The sequence below is a fragment of the Paenibacillus hubeiensis genome (assembly GCF_032334105.1).
Taxonomy (GTDB): domain Bacteria; phylum Bacillota; class Bacilli; order Paenibacillales; family Paenibacillaceae; genus Paenibacillus; species Paenibacillus hubeiensis.
Genome location: NZ_JAVYAE020000001.1, coordinates 884,264 through 903,119, shown reverse-complemented (window position 1 = coordinate 903,119; position 18,856 = coordinate 884,264). Strand labels below are relative to the sequence as shown.

The 18,856-nt window shown below is 49.7% G+C and carries 16 protein-coding genes; all 16 read left to right on the top strand.

The genetic code is table 11. From position 1 onward, the window contains the following. Nucleotides 1-138 precede the first annotated feature (138 nt). The 16 genes from RSX24_RS04295 (at nt 139) to RSX24_RS04220 (ending at nt 18,852) form a co-directional block, all read left to right on the top strand. Nucleotides 139-1,092 carry a putative sporulation protein YtxC gene (locus tag RSX24_RS04295; protein WP_343259761.1) on the top strand — a complete coding sequence of 318 codons (954 nt, stop codon included), beginning with the start codon at nt 139-141 and terminating at the stop codon, nt 1,090-1,092. Between the two features lie 429 nt (nt 1,093-1,521). Continuing rightward, nucleotides 1,522-3,459, top strand: coding sequence for a threonine--tRNA ligase (gene thrS, locus RSX24_RS04290; RefSeq protein WP_339277110.1), 1,938 nt, complete (start codon nt 1,522-1,524; stop codon nt 3,457-3,459). A 448-nt stretch (nt 3,460-3,907) separates the two neighbouring features. Next, nucleotides 3,908-4,444 carry a 3D domain-containing protein gene (locus RSX24_RS04285; protein WP_236416314.1) on the top strand — a complete coding sequence of 179 codons (537 nt, stop codon included), beginning with the start codon at nt 3,908-3,910 and terminating at the stop codon, nt 4,442-4,444. Between the two features lie 115 nt (nt 4,445-4,559). Continuing rightward, nucleotides 4,560-4,745 carry a hypothetical protein gene (locus RSX24_RS04280; RefSeq protein ID WP_236415900.1) on the top strand — a complete coding sequence of 62 codons (186 nt, stop codon included), beginning with the start codon at nt 4,560-4,562 and terminating at the stop codon, nt 4,743-4,745. Nucleotides 4,746-4,928: 183 nt separating this feature from the next. Continuing rightward, on the top strand, nt 4,929-5,960 hold the full coding sequence (gene liaF / locus RSX24_RS04275; RefSeq protein WP_236415898.1) for a cell wall-active antibiotics response protein LiaF: 1,032 nt from the start codon (nt 4,929-4,931) through the stop codon (nt 5,958-5,960). A gap of 6 nt (nt 5,961-5,966) precedes the next feature. Continuing rightward, nucleotides 5,967-7,004, top strand: coding sequence for a HAMP domain-containing sensor histidine kinase (locus tag RSX24_RS04270; protein WP_236415897.1), 1,038 nt, complete (start codon nt 5,967-5,969; stop codon nt 7,002-7,004). After that, complete coding sequence (locus RSX24_RS04265; protein ID WP_236415896.1) at nt 7,001-7,663, top strand: response regulator; 663 nt, start codon at nt 7,001-7,003, stop codon at nt 7,661-7,663. The genes RSX24_RS04270 and RSX24_RS04265 overlap by 4 nt, the downstream gene beginning before the upstream one ends. A gap of 140 nt (nt 7,664-7,803) precedes the next feature. Further along, the gene (locus tag RSX24_RS04260; RefSeq protein WP_343259760.1) at nt 7,804-9,435 is read left to right on the top strand and encodes a S1C family serine protease; all 1,632 of its coding nucleotides are present in this window, start codon (nt 7,804-7,806) and stop codon (nt 9,433-9,435) included. A 179-nt stretch (nt 9,436-9,614) separates the two neighbouring features. After that, complete coding sequence (locus RSX24_RS04255) at nt 9,615-10,304, top strand: response regulator transcription factor (RefSeq protein WP_236415894.1); 690 nt, start codon at nt 9,615-9,617, stop codon at nt 10,302-10,304. Between the two features lies 1 nt (nt 10,305). Further along, complete coding sequence (locus tag RSX24_RS04250) at nt 10,306-11,766, top strand: sensor histidine kinase (protein ID WP_343259759.1); 1,461 nt, start codon at nt 10,306-10,308, stop codon at nt 11,764-11,766. A gap of 67 nt (nt 11,767-11,833) precedes the next feature. Then, nucleotides 11,834-12,790: a 4-hydroxy-3-methylbut-2-enyl diphosphate reductase gene (locus tag RSX24_RS04245; RefSeq protein WP_236415891.1), complete on the top strand. Its 957-nt coding sequence runs from the start codon at nt 11,834-11,836 to the stop codon at nt 12,788-12,790. A 461-nt stretch (nt 12,791-13,251) separates the two neighbouring features. Continuing rightward, nucleotides 13,252-14,316, top strand: a complete 1,065-nt coding sequence (gene aroF, locus RSX24_RS04240) for a 3-deoxy-7-phosphoheptulonate synthase (RefSeq protein WP_236415888.1) — start codon at nt 13,252-13,254, stop codon at nt 14,314-14,316. A 527-nt stretch (nt 14,317-14,843) separates the two neighbouring features. Next, on the top strand, nt 14,844-16,268 hold the full coding sequence (gene glnA, locus RSX24_RS04235) for a type I glutamate--ammonia ligase (RefSeq protein ID WP_236415886.1): 1,425 nt from the start codon (nt 14,844-14,846) through the stop codon (nt 16,266-16,268). Nucleotides 16,269-16,604: 336 nt separating this feature from the next. Next, nucleotides 16,605-17,714, top strand: coding sequence for a 3-phosphoserine/phosphohydroxythreonine transaminase (gene serC / locus RSX24_RS04230; protein ID WP_236415884.1), 1,110 nt, complete (start codon nt 16,605-16,607; stop codon nt 17,712-17,714). Between the two features lie 248 nt (nt 17,715-17,962). Beyond that, nucleotides 17,963-18,427 carry a tRNA (uridine(34)/cytosine(34)/5-carboxymethylaminomethyluridine(34)-2'-O)-methyltransferase TrmL gene (trmL, locus tag RSX24_RS04225; RefSeq protein ID WP_236415882.1) on the top strand — a complete coding sequence of 155 codons (465 nt, stop codon included), beginning with the start codon at nt 17,963-17,965 and terminating at the stop codon, nt 18,425-18,427. 170 nt (nt 18,428-18,597) lie between these two features. Continuing rightward, complete coding sequence (locus tag RSX24_RS04220; protein WP_236415880.1) at nt 18,598-18,852, top strand: AbrB/MazE/SpoVT family DNA-binding domain-containing protein; 255 nt, start codon at nt 18,598-18,600, stop codon at nt 18,850-18,852. Nucleotides 18,853-18,856 lie beyond the last annotated feature (4 nt).

Sequence of the window (18,856 nt, the reverse complement as noted above, 5' to 3'; positions counted from 1 at the left end):
TTATAAAAATAATAACACATTTTTGTCTTTTCTCCAAACCGGATTATTCGATGTTGAGAAATCATGACACCCTTTCCATCAATCCGCTTCGTATATCCCTGTTGGCCTTGCCATATACTTTGAACAGGATGGAAAGGAGTGAGCGACGTGGAATTGTTCAATGTATGGACAGAGGTGTCCGGAGCGGATGAGGCTGAACGTTTTTACCGGTGCGTCAAAGAGAAAACCAAAGGATTACATATAAGCAAAAGAGGTTTTCGGCTCACGTTCAAACATAAGAACGGGAGAGCCGTCTGGGTATGCAGAGGCAATGAAAAGCACGCCGATTTTCAGCAATGGCTGCCCAAAATCAGCGAAGTGCTGGCATTCGGCTTGGCGGATTTCATTATGGAAACCCAGGAACGATCCATCGCGGAGCGCCTGATCTCCAAAGCCTGCTCGGTGATGGAGCAAGACGAGATCGAGAAGGTTAAACGGATTTTCATGCCGCTCCTTGATCAACATGTGATGGGGCAGCAGGGAATGCGGGAACGGAGACGAAATACATTGGCCGGCGGTTTGCGAAAGGATCTGGAGGAGGTCCATTTTTTTTCGCTGGAAGGCATCATCCGTTTCCGTATAAAGCAGTACAGACAGGAGCTTCAGGAGCTGGTGGAATACGCCATTGACGAGTTCTGGATGGATCGCCAGTACGAGGAGTTTATGGGGCTGCTTAAATACTTTGTATTTTTCCAGGAAGCGAAGGTGCCGCTGGTACATCTTGTGCACAAAGGCTCGCATGAGTTCCGCGTGTTCGATGCTTCGTTCAATCCGCTGCCTGTTCAAAAAGACGAGCAGGTTGTCGTCGAAATGCGGGGACTGGAGCTGGAAATGGACATTGAGGACATGATTGTCAGCACCTTGATCTCCATCTCTCCCGAAAAAGTGCTGCTGCACACACGCACTCCGGATCTCCCTATTATTTCAACGATCCGCAACATTTTTGAGGACAAGGTTCAGATCTGCCACCAGTGCCCCGAGTGCGAGGTGCTCCGGACGGGGCTGATGACAGGTCTTGACGCAAGTGATCTTGGCAATTATAATAACTGTTGATTCATGAAGTCTTCACTTCATGGCCATACGATTCAATCTATAATAAAAGCGTTGACAAAGACATGAGCCATGCGCAAGGTTGGTGCAGAGAGGGGAAACAAGGCTGAAATTTCCTCCGAAAGCCACGTTTGGTTTACCCCTTTGTAGCTGCAGTTTTGAAAACGGCTAAGCCTGTGCATCTGACGACAGGCATTCGTCGCGAGTAAGGACTTGCCGGGTCATGCCCGTTATCGACATGCCAATGAGGGCTGCATGCCATAAGTTTTGTGAAAGGCAGCCGAATTAGGGTGGAACCACGAGTATGATCACACTCGTCCCTTGACCGGGACGGGTGTTTTTTGCGTTTTTGCCGAAATGGCGGGAACCGCATAGATTTCAGTCCGTCTCCGTGAGGACACAGCTCTAACATTCATAGGAGGAATGAGACCAATGACAGTAAACATTAAACTTCCGGACGGCTCCGTCCGCGAATATGCCGAAGGAAGCAACATTGAGGACGTAGCAGCTTCGATTAGCAGCGGATTGCGCAAAAATGCGGTAGCCGGCAAATTGGATGGCATCGTGGTAGACTTGTCCACACCGCTTCATGAAGGAGCTTTGGTCGAAATCGTGACCCAGGATACTCCCGAAGGACTTGAAGTGATGCGCCATAGTACCGCACACTTGCTCGCTCAAGCCGTTAAACGCTTGTACGGAAGCAAAGAGGTTCATCTCGGCGTGGGACCTGTTATCGAAGACGGATTTTATTACGACATGGATTTGGAACATCCGCTTAACCCGGAAGATTTGCAAAAGATCGAGAAGGAAATGGAACGCATTGTTGGCGAAAACCTGCCGATCGTTCGTAAAGAAGTTAGCCGCGAAGAAGCGATCCGCACCTTTGAAGAGGTGGGCGATCCGTACAAGCTGGAACTGATCCGTGACCTGCCCGAAGACAGCGTAATTACGATTTATGAGCAAGGCGAGTTCTTTGACCTTTGCCGTGGTCCGCACGTGCCTTCCACAGGCAAAATCAAAGTGTTTAAATTGATGAACGTTGCCGGGGCTTACTGGCGCGGAGACAGCAAAAACAAAATGCTGCAGCGCATCTACGGAACGGCTTTTGTGAAAAAGGCACAACTGGACGAGCACCTGCGCCTGCTGGAAGAAGCCCGCAAGCGGGATCACCGCAAGCTGGGCAAGGAACTGGAAATCTTCACCTTCTCCCAACTCGTGGGTCAAGGCTTGCCGATCTGGCTGCCGAACGGGGCGAAGCTTCGCCGTACACTGGAGCGTTACATCGTGGACCTGGAGGAAAGCCTGGGATACCAGCATGTCTACACACCGGTTCTGGGTAACGTGGAATTGTACAAAACGTCCGGTCACTGGGAGCATTATCAAGAGGACATGTTCCCGAAAATGGAAATGGATAACGAAGAGCTCGTGCTCCGCCCAATGAACTGTCCTCACCATATGATGGTGTACAAGTCCAGCATGCACAGCTATCGCGACCTTCCGATCCGCATTGCCGAACTGGGCATGATGCATCGTTACGAAATGTCCGGTGCACTGACAGGACTGCATCGCGTGCGTGCAATGACGCTGAACGATTCCCATATTTTCTGCCGTCCGGACCAGATCAAAGAAGAATTTGCACGCGTGATCGAACTGATTCAGACGGTTTATAAAGATTTCGGCATTGACGAGTACCGTTTCCGTCTCTCGTACCGCGATCCGCAGGATACGGAAAAGTATTTCCAAAACGACGAAATGTGGGAAATGTCCCAGCGTATGCTGCGTGAAGTCGTAGAAGAGCTTAACCTGCCGTTCTATGAAGCCGAAGGCGAAGCGGCATTCTACGGTCCGAAGCTGGACGTTCAGATCAAAACCGCTCTGGGCAAGGAAGAAACGCTGTCCACTGTACAGCTCGATTTCCTTCTCCCTGAACGCTTCGAACTGGAATATGTCGGAGATGATGGACAGAAACACCGCCCAGTCGTTATTCATCGCGGCGTAATCAGTACGATGGAGCGTTTCACGGCATTCCTGCTGGAGAACTTTGCGGGCGCACTGCCGCTCTGGCTCTCTCCGGTACAGGCTAAAGTTATTCCGGTATCCACCCATTTCGACGACTATGCCCGCGAAGTGGAGGCCAAGCTGAAACGTGCAGGCATTTCCGCCGAAGCCGATCTTCGCAACGAAAAGCTGGGTTATAAAATTCGCGAAGCCCAATTGGAGAAACTTCCATATATGTTCGTTGTCGGAGAGAACGAGCGCAATGCCGAAGGTGTATCCGTGCGTAAACGGGGCGAAGGCGATTTAGGCATGAAGCCTTTGGATGAAATCGTGGCTCAATTGAAAGAAGAGATTGCTTCAAAACGGGTGTGACGTTCTACACGTTCTACACTGAAATCTAAACTAACTCGGGAAAGGCGATCGATGATAAGCAGCCCGTGATTGGAAGATCCGTCATTCAGTATGCGGTTATGGCCGCGTGCTGGGTGCGGGTCTTTTTTGATGGATATCGATTTTAGAGTTATTGGGATTGGTATAACAACAGGGCATTTTGGAAAACCTTTGCAGTAAGGGGGAGGTTATATCCATGTCCATGTTCAAAACAAGTTCAATCCGAACCGTACCATTTCTGTTTATGTGCAGTGTCATCTTTGTTGTACTGATGTTTATAGAGGGAAGACAGGCGTTAGCTTACACGTTCGAAGAGGATAATGGCGAACAATTTGTCGAGCATATGAACCCTCCGCATCTCGTTTCTGCAGGCATAAGCAGCCATTATGCACAACGACTCATCACCAATGACCATGCTCGGGTGACGACGATGGGAGTATTATCCTTGCTGTGGTCCTCGAATGTGAACGATTCCAATGCAGGGAAACTGGCCAAGAACGGCGATGAATCATCCATACCTGTGTTGGCTCCGCGATCCGAACAAATACTGGATACACATAAAGTAACGGCAACCGGTTATACGGCAGGCGTAGAATCCACGGGCAAAGGACCCAAACATCCGCAGTACGGGATAACGTATTCGGGAGTAAAGGTGCGGCGGGACAAGGAAACCGTATCCACGATCGCTGCAGATCCGAAATTGTTCCCCATGGGCTCCATTCTATACATTCCTGGGTATGGCTACGGAATCGTTGCCGATACGGGTTCAGCCATCAAGGGCAACAAAATCGATCTTTATTTCCCGACCATCAAACAGGTATATAAGGAATGGGGCAAAAAAGACGTTGAAGTGCAGGTCATCAAACAAGGAAACGGAAAGTGTACCGAAAAAATGCTGGATGAGCTGACAAAAACAATCAATGTGTATCGAAGCATTCCGGATTCTTGGTTAGACAAGGCCATCTAGGGTGATTTGCACGATGAATAACGGCAAAGGACTCTACACATAATACTTCTGGGGACAAGAGCGTTTGTGCATATCGTGCTTGAATCCCAAATACTAAAAGTGAGGTGCATTCATCGTGCCAAAAAATTTCCAAACAGGTCAAACTCCTAACCAGAAGTTCAATGCAGAATTTGGTCAAGAAAACGTAAAAGGAAAAGTGCAAAAGGCTGCGCAAAACAAAGTGCAGGAAAACTACAAAACTCCGGATGAAAAATTTAACTCCGAGTTTGCCGTAGAAGACCAAGGCCTTAACGAAAAGTAATCAAGTAACGATCAACGCCCTGGAGCTGATGTGCTCCAGGGTGTTGTTTTATTTATTTTTTTTACATAAATACCCATTCACATCGGTCTCGAGACGGAGTTGGGTTCCATCTGCCGCCGCTGTTCATGACTCCTTGTCTGCGTTAAACTGGTTACAGAATCAATGAAGAAGGAGAAATGAGCGATGAAACATTCTATGCGGGACCGTTGGTGGATTGGCATACCGTTGATCGCGGTCGGTCTGGTCATTCTGCTCAAACAAATGGGTTACGATATTGACATCGGATACGTGTTTAGAACATACTGGCCGGTATTTTTGATTTGGTGGGGATTCAAGGGCCTAACCGAAATCCGGCGAAACGGAGGTTACGCGGCGATCGGACCGGTCATCGTGCTTGCCATAGGCGGGTACTTCCTTGCGCGTAATCTGGATTGGATCGACTATTCCATGGGTGAGTTTATCCGGTACCTCATTCCCGTCATGCTGATTGGCGGAGGATTGTTTGTTTTGATCGGGCCACGCCGAAGAGACCGCAAGCATAAAGACCAAATGCAGTCCCCTCCGCCTGAGGCATCCGAAACCTACAAGCCGCTTACTCCGGAAGAATTGGAGATGCCTTCCACGTTTGACGAGCAATTCGAAAAAACGTTCGGCAAACCGAATGGCGGAGAAACAAGCGGAGTGCAGGGTAACGCCTCAACGCCACATGGTTCACACCATTCCGGGGAACAGCAATCCTGGAAACAATTCTCCCACGATTCCAAAGGTTACGAAGACGGCCAACATGGGAAACATGGGCAGCACGGCTACGGCTATGAAGATTACGGCGACGGCAGAAACATCAATAAATCCACGTTCATCGGGGACCTTCATCTCGGACAGGACGTCTTCCAATTGAAGCCGATGAATATCTCGACATTCATTGGAGACACGGTCATTGATCTTACCAAAGCCCAAATCCCTTACGGTGAAACCAAAATTAACATCTCTTCCTTTATTGGAGACGTCAAGGTGTTTGTGCCGGCCGACATGGACCTGGGGATCACGGTAACCACCAACTCGTTTATTGGCGACATGAGTTTGCTGAATCAGAAGCGGGGCGGATTTTTGAGCAGCGCACAGACAGAAACTCCGCATTACCGCGAAGCCGGCAAAAAAGTTCGCATCGTAGTCAGCGTATTTATTGGCGACGTCAAAGTAAACAAGGTGGGGTAAGATAAAATGCTTCGAACAATTCTAAAGGCGAATAAATGGGAGCTTATGATGTACTTTGTCCTGACCGGGCTGATTACGCTGGGGGGCTTCTATCTAATGTACGGCGATGTGCTGGCCGAGGCCGGCCGTCACCGTGCATGGACGTATGCCGCAATCGTCGTACTGGCTACGATGATTACCGGATACATCGCGGCACTGCGGCTGCAGCGCAAGATCGATCTGCTGGATCTCAACATGCTCAAAGTGTCCAAGGGGAATCTGGCCGTTCGCATGCCGGAGACGGAAGATTCTTCTTTTGGCCGCGTATATGAAGAATTCAACGTTATGATGGAGTCCATCGAGAAAAAGATGAGGCTGCTTCAACGTCTTGGAGAACACGAGGTGATCGAGAAGGAAAAGGCGTCCGAACACGCGGTCCTGGAAGAGCGCAGGCGGATGGCGAGAGATCTGCACGATACGGTCAGCCAGCAGTTGTTCGCGATCCACATGTCGGCTTCTTCCCTGCCTAAACTGCTGGAAATCAATCCGGAGCATGGCCGCAATGTGCTTGCCCAGCTTATCCAAATGTCACATGTCGCCCAGCGTCAGATGCGGGGATTGATCGCCCAGCTCCGTCCGGTTGAACTGGAAGGACGTAATCTTGCCGAAGCGCTGGATAGCTGGTTTCCCGATTATTGCAGGCAAAATGGCCTTAGGGGCGTCAAAGAGCTGGAACTGGATGGCGGAGTGTCCGAGGCCATTGAGCACCAGCTATTTCTCATTATTCAGGAAGCTGTGGCCAACGTGGTAAAGCATGCCGAAGCTTGCATGGTCAGTCTTTCGATCAGGGAAAGCGAGCATCAGATCAGCGTCAGCGTCAGCGATGATGGGCAGGGTTTTTTGCAGCAAACCGACCGCCCTGGTTCTTATGGGCTGTCGACGATGCGGGAACGGGCCGAGAAACTGGGGGGACAGGTTCAGATTATTTCCAAACCGGGAGCGGGAACGACGGTGCGCGTGTTCATCCCGAGATTCCAGGACAAGTTTGAGGGGGAAACGGTATGAGCGGTAAAGTCAACATTATGATTGTGGACGATCATGACATGGTTCGCATGGGGCTCAAGACGTATTTGATGCTGGAGCCTGCCTTTCATGTCGTGGCTGAAGCGGGAAATGGCCAGGATGCGCTGGATCAGCTGCGTCGATTGGGCAAAGAGGAACTGCCTGATCTGATCCTGATGGATCTTATGATGCCGATTATGAATGGAGCAGAAGCTACGCAGGCGGTTATGTCCGAATTTCCGGGTATGAAAATCGTCATGTTAACGAGCTTTCTCGAAGATGATTTGGTCGTGCAGGCGATTGAAGCAGGCGCGGTAAGTTACGTACTCAAGACCGTATCGGCGGAGGAGCTGATTTATGCGCTGCAAGGCGCCCATCGCGGCATGCCTGTCATGACGGGAGATGTGTCCCAGGCGTTGACAAGGGGCATTCGGCAGCGCACGGCAAGGGAGAACGAATCCGGACTTACGGAACGGGAGAAAGAGGTCCTTCTGCTTATTGCCGAAGGGAAAAGCAACAAGGATATCGGTGAGGAACTACATATCAGCATCAAAACGGTCAAAACCCATGTGAGCAATCTGCTGATGAAATGCGAGATGGATGACCGCACCCAATTGGCCATTTATGCCTATCGACAAGGATGGGTAAAGCCGCCTCAATGACATAAACCGTGAAAAATGCAGTCGTGATGCGGTTTTATCTCCTTTTTAATTGTTTTTAAGGTACAGTTAAGGTTTAAAGTACAAAATAAGGACAGTTAAAGAATATCTCTTGCATACAGGAGATTGGGAGGTAGAATGGCATGGATGAACGTACTTACAGACCTAACCGCCAAGAGGGACAAAACGAACCTAATCAGGCGGACAATCGCAATACATCCGGAACGGAAGACTCCTCATATTATTACTCTTATGGACCTTTCCAGTCCGTGAACCAAAATGATACATCGTCTTCGAATCATCGTGAAGAAGGAACGGTTGAGATTACAAGACCCGAGCCGGTGAAGGCTGTACCCGCATTCTACAGTGCAGGGCCATCCGAACCTCCTCGCAGCCAAGGGAACGGAGGCAACGACGGGAATGGCGGCAACGGCAATGGGAATTGGAATTTCAACAATAACGGAGGCAGCGGCAAACCTCGTCGTTCTTCGATCCGTTCGCTCTTGTTTTCCTTTATTGCCGGCATGCTCGTTATTACGGTGCTGATGTACACCGCAGATCGTACAAATATGTTTACGCCGCAAGAGGCGCTGACCAGCACGCAGACTGAAAGCACTAGCGAGACAACGCCAACGAATTCGGGAAACAGCAACAACGTGACGGCATCGCTGCTGCCGACCGGCAAAACGGATGTATCCACCGTTGTCAGCAACACAAGTCCTGCCGTAGTCAAAATCGAAACGCTGGCCAAACAATCTACGCGCAGCAGTCAGGGCGGATCGACTTTGAGCGACCCGTTGTATCAATACTTCTTCGGGGGCCAAGGCGGTATGAATGGCGGCCAAAGCCAACAGCAGCAGCAGCAAAGCACCAACCAGCTGACTCCGCTCGGCATCGGTTCGGGATTTATTTTCGATAAAGCGGGCTATATCCTCACCAACCAACACGTGGTACAGGGCGCTGACGTCATTCAAGTAACGCTGGAGAACAACAGCAAGCCATATGAAGCAAAACTGCTCGGCAGCAGCTTTGATCTTGACCTTGCCGTGTTGAAAATCGAAAAAAATAGCGGGGACGACGATTTCCCTGTAGCTCCCCTTGGGGATTCCAACAGCACCCAAGTTGGTGAATGGCTGGTTGCCATCGGTAACCCGGAAGGCTTTGAACACACGGTTACTGCAGGTGTATTGAGTGCGAAAGAACGTACAATCAGCATTCCGGACGAGGATACGGGCAAAACGCGTGAATACAGCCACTTGCTGCAAACCGATGCTTCGATCAACCCTGGTAACTCCGGCGGCCCATTGCTTAACCTGAATGGGGAAGTCATCGGGATGAATGTTGCGGTCAGCGCAGATGCACAAGGGATCGGCTTTGCCATTCCGTCCAGCGTCATTTCGGAAGCCGTCAAATACCTGAAAGAAAACAAAGAGGTTCCAAAGGAGCCGGTTCCGTTCATCGGCGCTTCTCTTATGGCTTTGACTCCTGAAGTGGCAAAACAAATGGGCACGGACATTACCGAAGGTTCCGTCGTGGCCAGCACGATCTACCAATCCCCTGCTTATCAAGCGGACCTGCGTCCGTACGATATCATTACAGGTGCGAATGGCACAGCTTACAGCACGAGCCAAGATTTGATCGATTTCATCAAAACGCAAAAGATTGGCAGTGAAATCACATTAAATGTGGTGCGTGATGGCAAAAAAATGGACATCAAAGTGAAAGTCGGCAACAAAAACGATTACGATACAACACAAACGACCGAGCAACAATAACGGCAGCCTGAAGGAGCGAAATGTTTTGGATTCGAGGCTCGGGACGAACGGGAGGGCTTGAATGCCCTTCCGTTTTTTTGTCCGAACCAAAGGCAGCCGGGCATAAAGATGCAGACGGGGTGACAGCCTGCTACAATGGAAATACAACCATACAAACGTCAAGATAAAGGGGAAAGACCATGCGATCAACGATACTGATTGTGGATGACGACGAAAAAATCGTGTCCATGCTCCGGCGGGGGCTGGCATTCGAAGGGTATGAAGTGCAGACGGCGTCCAATGGCGCCGAAGGGTTGAACAAATTGATGGATAAGGAACCGGACGTTGTCGTGCTGGACGTCATGATGCCGCAGATCGACGGATTTGAAGTATGTCGCAGGCTGCGTGCGGCAGGAAGCAAGGTACCCATTTTGATGCTAACGGCAAAAGATGAGGTTCAAAGCCGGGTGACCGGACTCGATACCGGCGCGGACGATTATCTCGTAAAACCATTCGCTTTGGAGGAACTGCTCGCGCGAGTACGCGCCTTGTTGCGTCGCAGATCGGATATCGCCGATGCAGCGGACAACCGGCTGACGTATGAAGATCTTATTCTGGACAATGATTCGCGTGAAGTGCTTCGCGACGGCAAACGGCTTGAGCTTACCGCCAAAGAGTTCGAATTGCTGAACCTGTTCATGCAAAATCCGAAAAGGGTGCTGTCGCGCGATCTGATCATGGATAAAATATGGGGCTACGACTACAGCGGCGAATCCAACGTGCTTGAGGTTTACATTGCCATGCTCAGGCAGAAAACGGAAGAACATGGAGGCAAACGTTTGATCCAAACGATCCGTGGAGCGGGTTATATTTTGCGAGGTGACTCCTGACATGTCCATCCGGTTAAAATTAACCGCTTGGTATTCAGGCATCCTGGCTGCCGTGCTGATCTTCTGGGGAGTTGTCATCTATGCATTCGTATATTTCAATTCCTATCAGGAAGTGGAACAGCAATTAAAGGTAAAGAGTGCCCGAATTACGGAACAAATCGGCGTAAATCCGCTGTCCCAGTCGCTGGATCTGGATCCATTTACGGAAAGTCAGCTTCAGGAAGCGCAAATATACATCCAGCTGTGGGATTATCAGAGCCGATCCGGGAAAATATCCGGCAATATGGAGAAACTCGGCATCCAGTTTCGCGTGCTGAGTACAAGCGAAATTTTGAAAGAACGCGGCATATCCAAAGTATACGTTAACGGAACGCCATTTCTGGTGAATCAACAGCCCTTGTCCCTTCAGGGAACCAATGAGATCAGAGGCACATTGCAGGTTGGCGCCAACGTGAGCTCTCAGGAAAGATTGCTTGAGGCCTTGCTCAACATTCTTATTTTCGGCTGGCTTGTCGCGATGGCTCTGGCGATTACGTCCGGGCTGATCTTGGCGCGCAAGTCGATGCGCCCACTGGTCAACGTGGTCGACGCCGCCAATCAGATTCAGTCGGGAGATGACCTGAGCGTCCGCATCCAGTATTCGGGGCCGAAGGATGAGATCGGTCGCCTCATCGAGACGGTAAATAATATGCTGGAGCGCACGGAGCAGTCTTTCCGCGGACTGGAGGAGACGAATGCGGCACAGCGGCGGTTCGTGTCGGATGCTTCGCATGAGCTGCGCACGCCGCTGACGACGATCAGGGGCAATGTGGATTTCCTTAAAAAGCTATGGGACGAGGAAAGCTTGGAGCGATCCAACCTTGACGAGGACACGATCAAGCAAATGTCTTTGGAAGCCATTGATGACATGGCCGACGAAGGCAAGCGTATGAGCAGGCTGATCAGCGACATGTTGTCCCTGGCCAGGGCGGATACCGGCCAAAAAATCGAGCTGCAGCCGATTCCGCTGCAGATTCTAGTGCAGGAAGTGGCGCGCAGATCCCAATTCCTCGATAGGCAGGCAGAGTGGCGTCCGGGAGACTTCTCCATCCTGAACGGCATCTACGTGAACGGCAACAAGGATTATTTGCAGCAAATGCTGTTTATTTTTATTGAAAATGCATTCAAGTATACACCGGACGGATCGGTGACGATGGATGCCATTTTGTACAAGGGGCAGGTGGGACTGCGAGTCAGCGATACGGGGATTGGCATGGAACGGGATGAAGTGCCTCATATCTTTGATCGCTTCTATCGCGCGGACGAGTCGCGCGGGGCAACGCCTGGCATCGGCCTCGGCTTGTCCATCGCAAAATGGATCATCGAGGAACACCATGGTTCTGTGGAAGTGGTGACGAGACGCGACGAAGGAACGACCTTTATAATCTGGCTGCCGGTAGTCTTTGCTCCGCCTATTGAATAAAGGTATAATGGAGTAGACTGCAAAACCATTGGCAGCAATGCCAAAAAAGAAAGCGGGTGGCAACCAAGTGGAAGTATTGCGAATTTCGCCGCGGGGGTATTGCTACGGGGTTGTGGATGCGATGGTGTTGGCACGCCAGGCAGCGCGCAACCTTGATTTGCCCCGGCCTATATATATATTGGGCATGATCGTGCATAATCAACATGTAACGGATTCCTTTGAGGATGAAGGCATCATAACGCTGGACGGTCCGAATCGAATGGAAATCTTAAGCCAGGTGGAGAGCGGAACGGTTATATTTACGGCTCATGGCGTATCGCCTGAAGTACGCAAACTGGCGCGGGAGAAAGGCTTGACCACCGTTGACGCGACCTGTCCGGACGTGACGAAAACCCATGATCTTATTCGGGAAAAAACGGCCGAGGGATACGAGATCATTTACATCGGCAAAAAGAACCATCCTGAGCCTGAAGGAGCGATCGGCGTTGCGCCAGACAAGGTTCATCTGATCGAAAAGGAAGAAGAGATCGCCGAACTTGACGTGCCGGCAGGCAAAATATTGATTACCAATCAGACCACGATGAGCCAGTGGGACATTAAGCACATTATGAGCCGGCTTTTGGAGAAGTATCCGGGTGCCGAGATCCACAATGAAATCTGTCTCGCGACCCAGGTCCGTCAGGAAGCCGTGGCAGAGCAGGCCGGTCAGGCGGATTTGGTTATTGTGGTTGGCGACCCGCGCAGCAACAACTCCAATCGACTGGCACAGGTGTCGGAAGAGATTGCGGGCGTTCGTGCTTACCGCGTCGGCGACGTGACCGAAATCAAGCAGGAATGGCTGCAAGACGTGGCCAAAGTGGCGGTAACTTCCGGCGCGTCGACGCCGACGCCGATTACGAAAGAAGTCATCGCTTACCTCGAGCAGTACGAACACGACAAACCGGAAACGTGGGAAATCAAGCGGACGGTGAACATGAGCAAGCTGCTTCCCCCTGTGCGCGAGAAGGCGCGCAACCATTCATAACGGGGTAAATGCATTCGGTTGAATGAAGCCGGCTTTTCAGATCTGAGATCTGAGAGGCCGGCTTTTTTGAGGTTATAGACATACATTCCATATGAAGTATGATTGAAAAATGCAGTTAAAACGTTGAAGCGGCATGCAAGACATTTTCCAAGGGGGAAAGCAGAGCATTAACAAAACTTTTCTACATATATATAGCGACATTGATAGGGTGATGTACCAGATGAAGAAAATATTAAATTGGAGCATGCTGCTTTGCACAGAAAGTCTGTATACCAGAACAGATGGATGTGTTTGTGGTACGAAAAGGTTTGACGATAAGGAAAAAACATGGTATATTCACTTTAACGGATAAAAGCTAAAAAGCTTAAAAGCGAACAAGCGTTTAAGTGGAAGAGAATTTGATCGTATAATGACATCGATACATCTCAAGCGAGCTCTCATATATGAAAGGATGGATAATCATGATCGTAATTGCAGGCAAGTCAGCCGCGGAGGAACAAATTCAGGAAATCGTGACCGTAATCGAAAAGGAAGGGCTTCAAGCTCATGTATCCCGAGGGGAAGATCGTACGATTATTGGTCTCATCGGCAAGGTGGAGCCAAAGATGGCCGAGCATTTGCGCCAAATGAAGGGCGTCGAAAATGTTGTGAAAATCTCGAAATCCTATAAACTGGCAAGCCGTGATTTCCACCCGTCCGACACGGTCATCAACATTAAAGGCGTCGAAATCGGCGGAAAAGAACTGGTTGTCATGGGCGGACCTTGTGCTGTTGAATCGGCTGCACAGATCGACGAAATTGCCGGATTGGTCAAAGCTGCTGGCGGACAGGTGCTTCGCGGCGGAGCGTTCAAACCGCGCACAGGTCCATACAGCTTCCAAGGAACAGGCGTGGAAGGCTTGATCATGATGGCCGAAGCGGGCAAGAAGCATGACCTGTTGACCATCACGGAAGTCATGACTCCCGAATACGTTGATATTTGTGCTGAATATGCGGACATTCTGCAGGTAGGCACACGTAACATGCAGAACTTTGACTTGCTGCGCAAATTGGGCGAGTGCGGGAAACCTGTTCTGCTAAAACGTGGATTCAGTGCGACATACGATGAATTCCTTAACGCTGCCGAGTACATTCTGGCGGGGGGGAATCCAAATGTTATGCTGTGTGAACGCGGCATTCGTACGTTTGAAACGTACACGCGCAACACGCTTGACCTGTCTGCAATCCCTGTTCTGCAGTCTCTGAGTCATTTGCCGGTCATTTCCGACCCTAGCCATGGCACGGGCCGCCGCGAGCTCGTAGAGCCGATGACGAAGGCCTCCGTGGCAGCTGGCGCGAACGGACTGATTATCGAGATGCATACCGACCCGGACAATTCCATGACGGGCGATGGCGTGCAATCCTTGTTCCCTGACCAATTTGCGGGCCTGCTGCAGGATCTGGAGAAGTTGGCTCCATTGGTGGGCAGAACGTTCAGCACGGCCAAACAGCCGGCAGATTTCTTCCCGGCCAGAGTGGGCGTTTAACGTTTAATTCAATGATGTTTCGATTTTGCGCATAGACATATGATGTTGGGTAGCTGCCTAGATTGCCAAGTATACTGGTGATCGGGGCAGGTGCCCTTTTTTTAGATTAGAGATTAACTATCGTTTGGGTAAAGAGGAATGGAGCTGCCCCCATAAAATAGACCGCGAATTGTGGTAGAGCTCCGGGAAAAGTCCATATTTCGATGTCACATTTCACCTCCATTGAACGTATTTATTAATCAATACTGATAAGAAACATTTATATGGCAGGTAATATCCAATATTTAGGACAAGATAGTGCCTGCTTTACCGCATTAAACTGGTCAAATACTGCATTTGCACTTTGTTACGAGAATTCAGAGAATTTATAAAATGTGAGCATATCTTACATCTCCGCAAAAAATACCTTACATAAGTATTGACGGTGTAAAGTCTGAGATTTATAATGACGACAGAAAAAAATTCGAATATGAACATTTTCTTTAGCGGGGCTGTTTAATGTTCGGAAAATTTGGGAGGACGAATACATGTCGGTAGAAAACGTATTGAAATCAATTCAAGAGAACAACATCGAGTGGGTAGATTTTCGTTTCGTAGATTTGGCTGGTCGTGCGCATCACATTTCCTTGCCGGCTTCCGCCGTTGACGCAGACACCTTTGTGAATGGAGTTGCCTTTGACGGTTCCTCGATTGCAGGTTTCCGTGGAATTGAAGAGTCCGATATGGTTATGATGCCCGATCCTGAATCGACTTACGTCGATCCGTTCACTGCACATCCTACGCTGAATGTTATGTGTGACATTTTCACACCGGACGGAGAGCGCTATGAGCGTGACCCACGCAGCATCGCTGTAAAGGCTGAAGCTTACCTGCAAGAAACAGGCATCGGCACAGCTGCATTCTTCGCACCAGAATCCGAGTTCTTCATTTTCGACGACGTACGTTACGAGAGCGGCACGAACAGCTCTTCCTACTACGTTGATTCCGAAGAAGCTTCCTGGAACACCAACCGTAAAGAAGAAGGTGGAAACCTGGGCTTCAAGGTACGTACCAAAGGTGGTTATGTACCGGTAGCTCCAGTAGATACACAACAAGATATCCGCAGCGAAATGTGTCGCCTTCTTGAAGAAGCAGGCCTGTCCGTTGAACGTCATCACCATGAAGTGGCGACAGCAGGTCAAGCCGAAATCAACTTCCGTTTTGATACCTTGGTAAAAACAGCAGATAACCTGCTCGTATACAAATATATCGTTCACAACACAGCTCGCCAGTATGGCAAAACGGCAACGTTCATGCCTAAACCGCTGTTCGGCGACAATGGTAGCGGAATGCACGTTCACCAATCGATCTTCAACGGCGATATCCCATTGTTCTATGAAAAAGGCGGATATGCCAACCTGAGCGAAATGGCTTTGCACTACATCGGCGGTATTCTGTACCATGCACCTGCGCTGATCGCTTTGACAAACCCAAGCACGAACTCGTTCAAACGTTTGGTTCCTGGTTACGAAGCACCGGTTAACCTGGTTTACTCCAAAGGTAACCGTTCTGCAGCGGTACGTATTCCGGTTGCAGCCGTGACACCTAAAGGTTGTCGTATCGAGTTCCGTACACCTGACTCCACAGCTAACCCATACTTGGCGTTCGCAGCCATGCTGATGGCCGGTCTGGACGGAATCAAACGCAAAATCAACCCGACGGAGCTGGGTTACGGACCGCTTGACAAAAACATCTACGACCTGTCCGATGCTGACAAAGAAAACATCCGCAGCGTACCTGCTTCCCTCGAAGAAGCATTGGATGCTTTGGCAGCAGACCATGAGTTCTTGACTGAAGGTAACGTATTTACAAAAGAATTCATCGATAACTACATCAACCTGAAACGTGATGAAGCAAAATCCGTTGCGATTCGTATTCATCCACACGAATACAGCCTCTACTTCGACTGCTAATCAGCCGACGAAGAATCGTGCTATTAATGAAGGAAAAACCTCCGGAACAACGTTTCCCGGAGGTTTTTTCCTGATAAGATGGGGCGGGAAGTGGAATGGAAATTCGAATGAAGCGCATTTCCGGATTTTGCAGAAGCTTCTATCCAATATAGGCTGTCTTTTCACTCGGCGTATAGTGGCAGAATTTTTTTATTTTGATGTGGCAGTGCATTAACTTTGCAGGGCGATAAAGGAATTTGATTGCCCGGATCGTCGGCTACGGTGCTTATTGCCCTTGAAGTGGACAGGGAATACTGATATCATAGCGATAATATTTACTTCATATGTCAGTTACGGATGGAAAGGGTGGGGGAAGTTTTGACAAAGAGAGCTTACAATTTTAATGCAGGACCAGCAGCATTGCCATTGGAGGTATTGGAAAGAGCCCAAGCCGAGTTCGTAGATTTCCGCAATACGGGCATGTCCATCATGGAGATGTCTCACCGTGGAGCCGTGTACGAATCTGTACATAACGAGGCGCAGGAACGTTTGCTGTCGCTGCTGGGCAACCCAAAAGGATACAAGGTATTGTTCCTTCAGGGCGGAGCGAGCACCCAATTCGCCATGCTGCCGCTGAATCTTCTTAGCGAAGGGAAGACTGCGAGCTACGTCATGACGGGCAGCTGGGCCAAAAAGGCGCTGGCTGAAGCGAAGCTGATCGGGGAGACACATATCGCCGCATCTTCCGAAGCCGACAAATACATGCGTTTGCCTGACGTTTCCAACCTGGATCTGCCTGCAAATGCGGCTTATGTGCACTTGACGTCCAATGAAACGATTGAAGGCACCCAGTTCAAAGCATTCCCGGACACAGGAGCCGTGCCGCTCATCGCAGACATGTCGAGTGACATTTTCTGCAAGCCTTTCGACTTGAATCAATTCGGCATGATTTATGCCGGTGCTCAGAAAAACCTGGGGCCGTCCGGAATTACGGTGGTCATCGCTCGTGAAGAGCTGCTGAGCAGCTCGCCAAAAACGATCCCGACGATGTTCCGTTACAGCACGCACCTGGACAACAATTCCCTCTACAACACACCGCCTTCCTTCTCGGTATACATGGTAAATGAAGTGTTGAAATGGATCGAGGAGCAGGGCGGACTGGCTGGCATCGAACAGAAAAACGTCAAAAAAGCAGAGCTTCTTTATAACGCCATCGATGCTTCCCAAGGCTTCTATCGCGGTTGCGTCGATGCTTCCGATCGCTCTCTGATGAACGTGACGTTCCGTCTTGCTACGGAGGAGCTGGAAAAACAATTCATCAAAGCGTCAGAACAAGAAGGGTTCGTCGGTCTGAAAGGACACCGCAGCGTAGGCGGTCTTCGTGCCTCCATTTACAATGCGGCACCTTATGAGAGCGTAAAAGCATTGACCGATTTCATGAACCATTTCCAACAAACGAACGGTTAACGAGCAGTATCGCAGCATTGGCTGGCGGCCATGGCTATGGACGCGCGGCATAATGTGATGCCAAGGCCTCCCACATTTGACGTGTGGGGGGCTTTTCTTTTAAGATAGCAGAAGCATGCGCATCGGAGCAGCGGACGCATTAGATGGCGAACAAGCAGCCGTTGAAGGGGAGTGCGCCGAATAAAAACGACTTGAAGCGTGTACATTACATTACATTTCATGAACACATAAAAGGAGATTGAACACATATGGCATTACACATCGTTCTGGTTGAACCTGAAATCCCGGCAAATACAGGCAATATTTCGCGGACTTGCGCAGCAACGGGTGCGCATCTTCATCTGGTGCGTCCGTTGGGCTTTCGAACGGATGACGCTACATTGAAACGTGCCGGATTGGATTATTGGCATGCTGTGCATATCGAATACCATGATTCGTTTGAAGAGGTACAGCAGAAATACCCGGAGGGGCGTTTTTTTTATGCGACAACCAAGGCGAAAAACCGGTATAGCGACTTCGAGTTCCGTGACGGGGACTTTTTTGTGTTTGGCAAAGAAACCAAAGGTTTGCCTCCCGAGCTGATTGCCGCCAATCCGGAAACGGCCATGAGAATGCCGATGACAGGGGATGTGAGATCTCTCAATTTATCCAATTCCGCGGCGATCATCGTATATGAAGCATTGCGTCAGCTCCAATTTCCGGGTCTGGACTAATCGTTGACACCAGAAAGAGCGCGGGTAAAATTCAGCAAAAAAACAATTTTCAAAAAAAAGGACAAAAAATGTTTATTTCCAGCAGGATTCGACAAATGCCCGGCGAATCTATAAACATAGTACAAATGTACCTAGAAATTTAGAGTTCGATAGGAGAGGTGTGCCTTAGCATGAAACCAGCAGGAGTTGTCCGCAAGGTTGACCAATTGGGTAGAATCGTATTGCCTAAATCTTTGCGCAAAAGGTATCAAATGAATGAAGGGGATCCAGTAGAGATTTTAGTCCAAGGGGACCATATCATTTTGGAGAGATATCGTCCGAAGTGCATTTTCTGTGGATCGATGGAAGAAGTGAACGAGTTCAAAGAGCGTTACATATGCGCACAGTGTTTGACGGACATGACCCAACTTCCGCAACTTGGGTAATTCA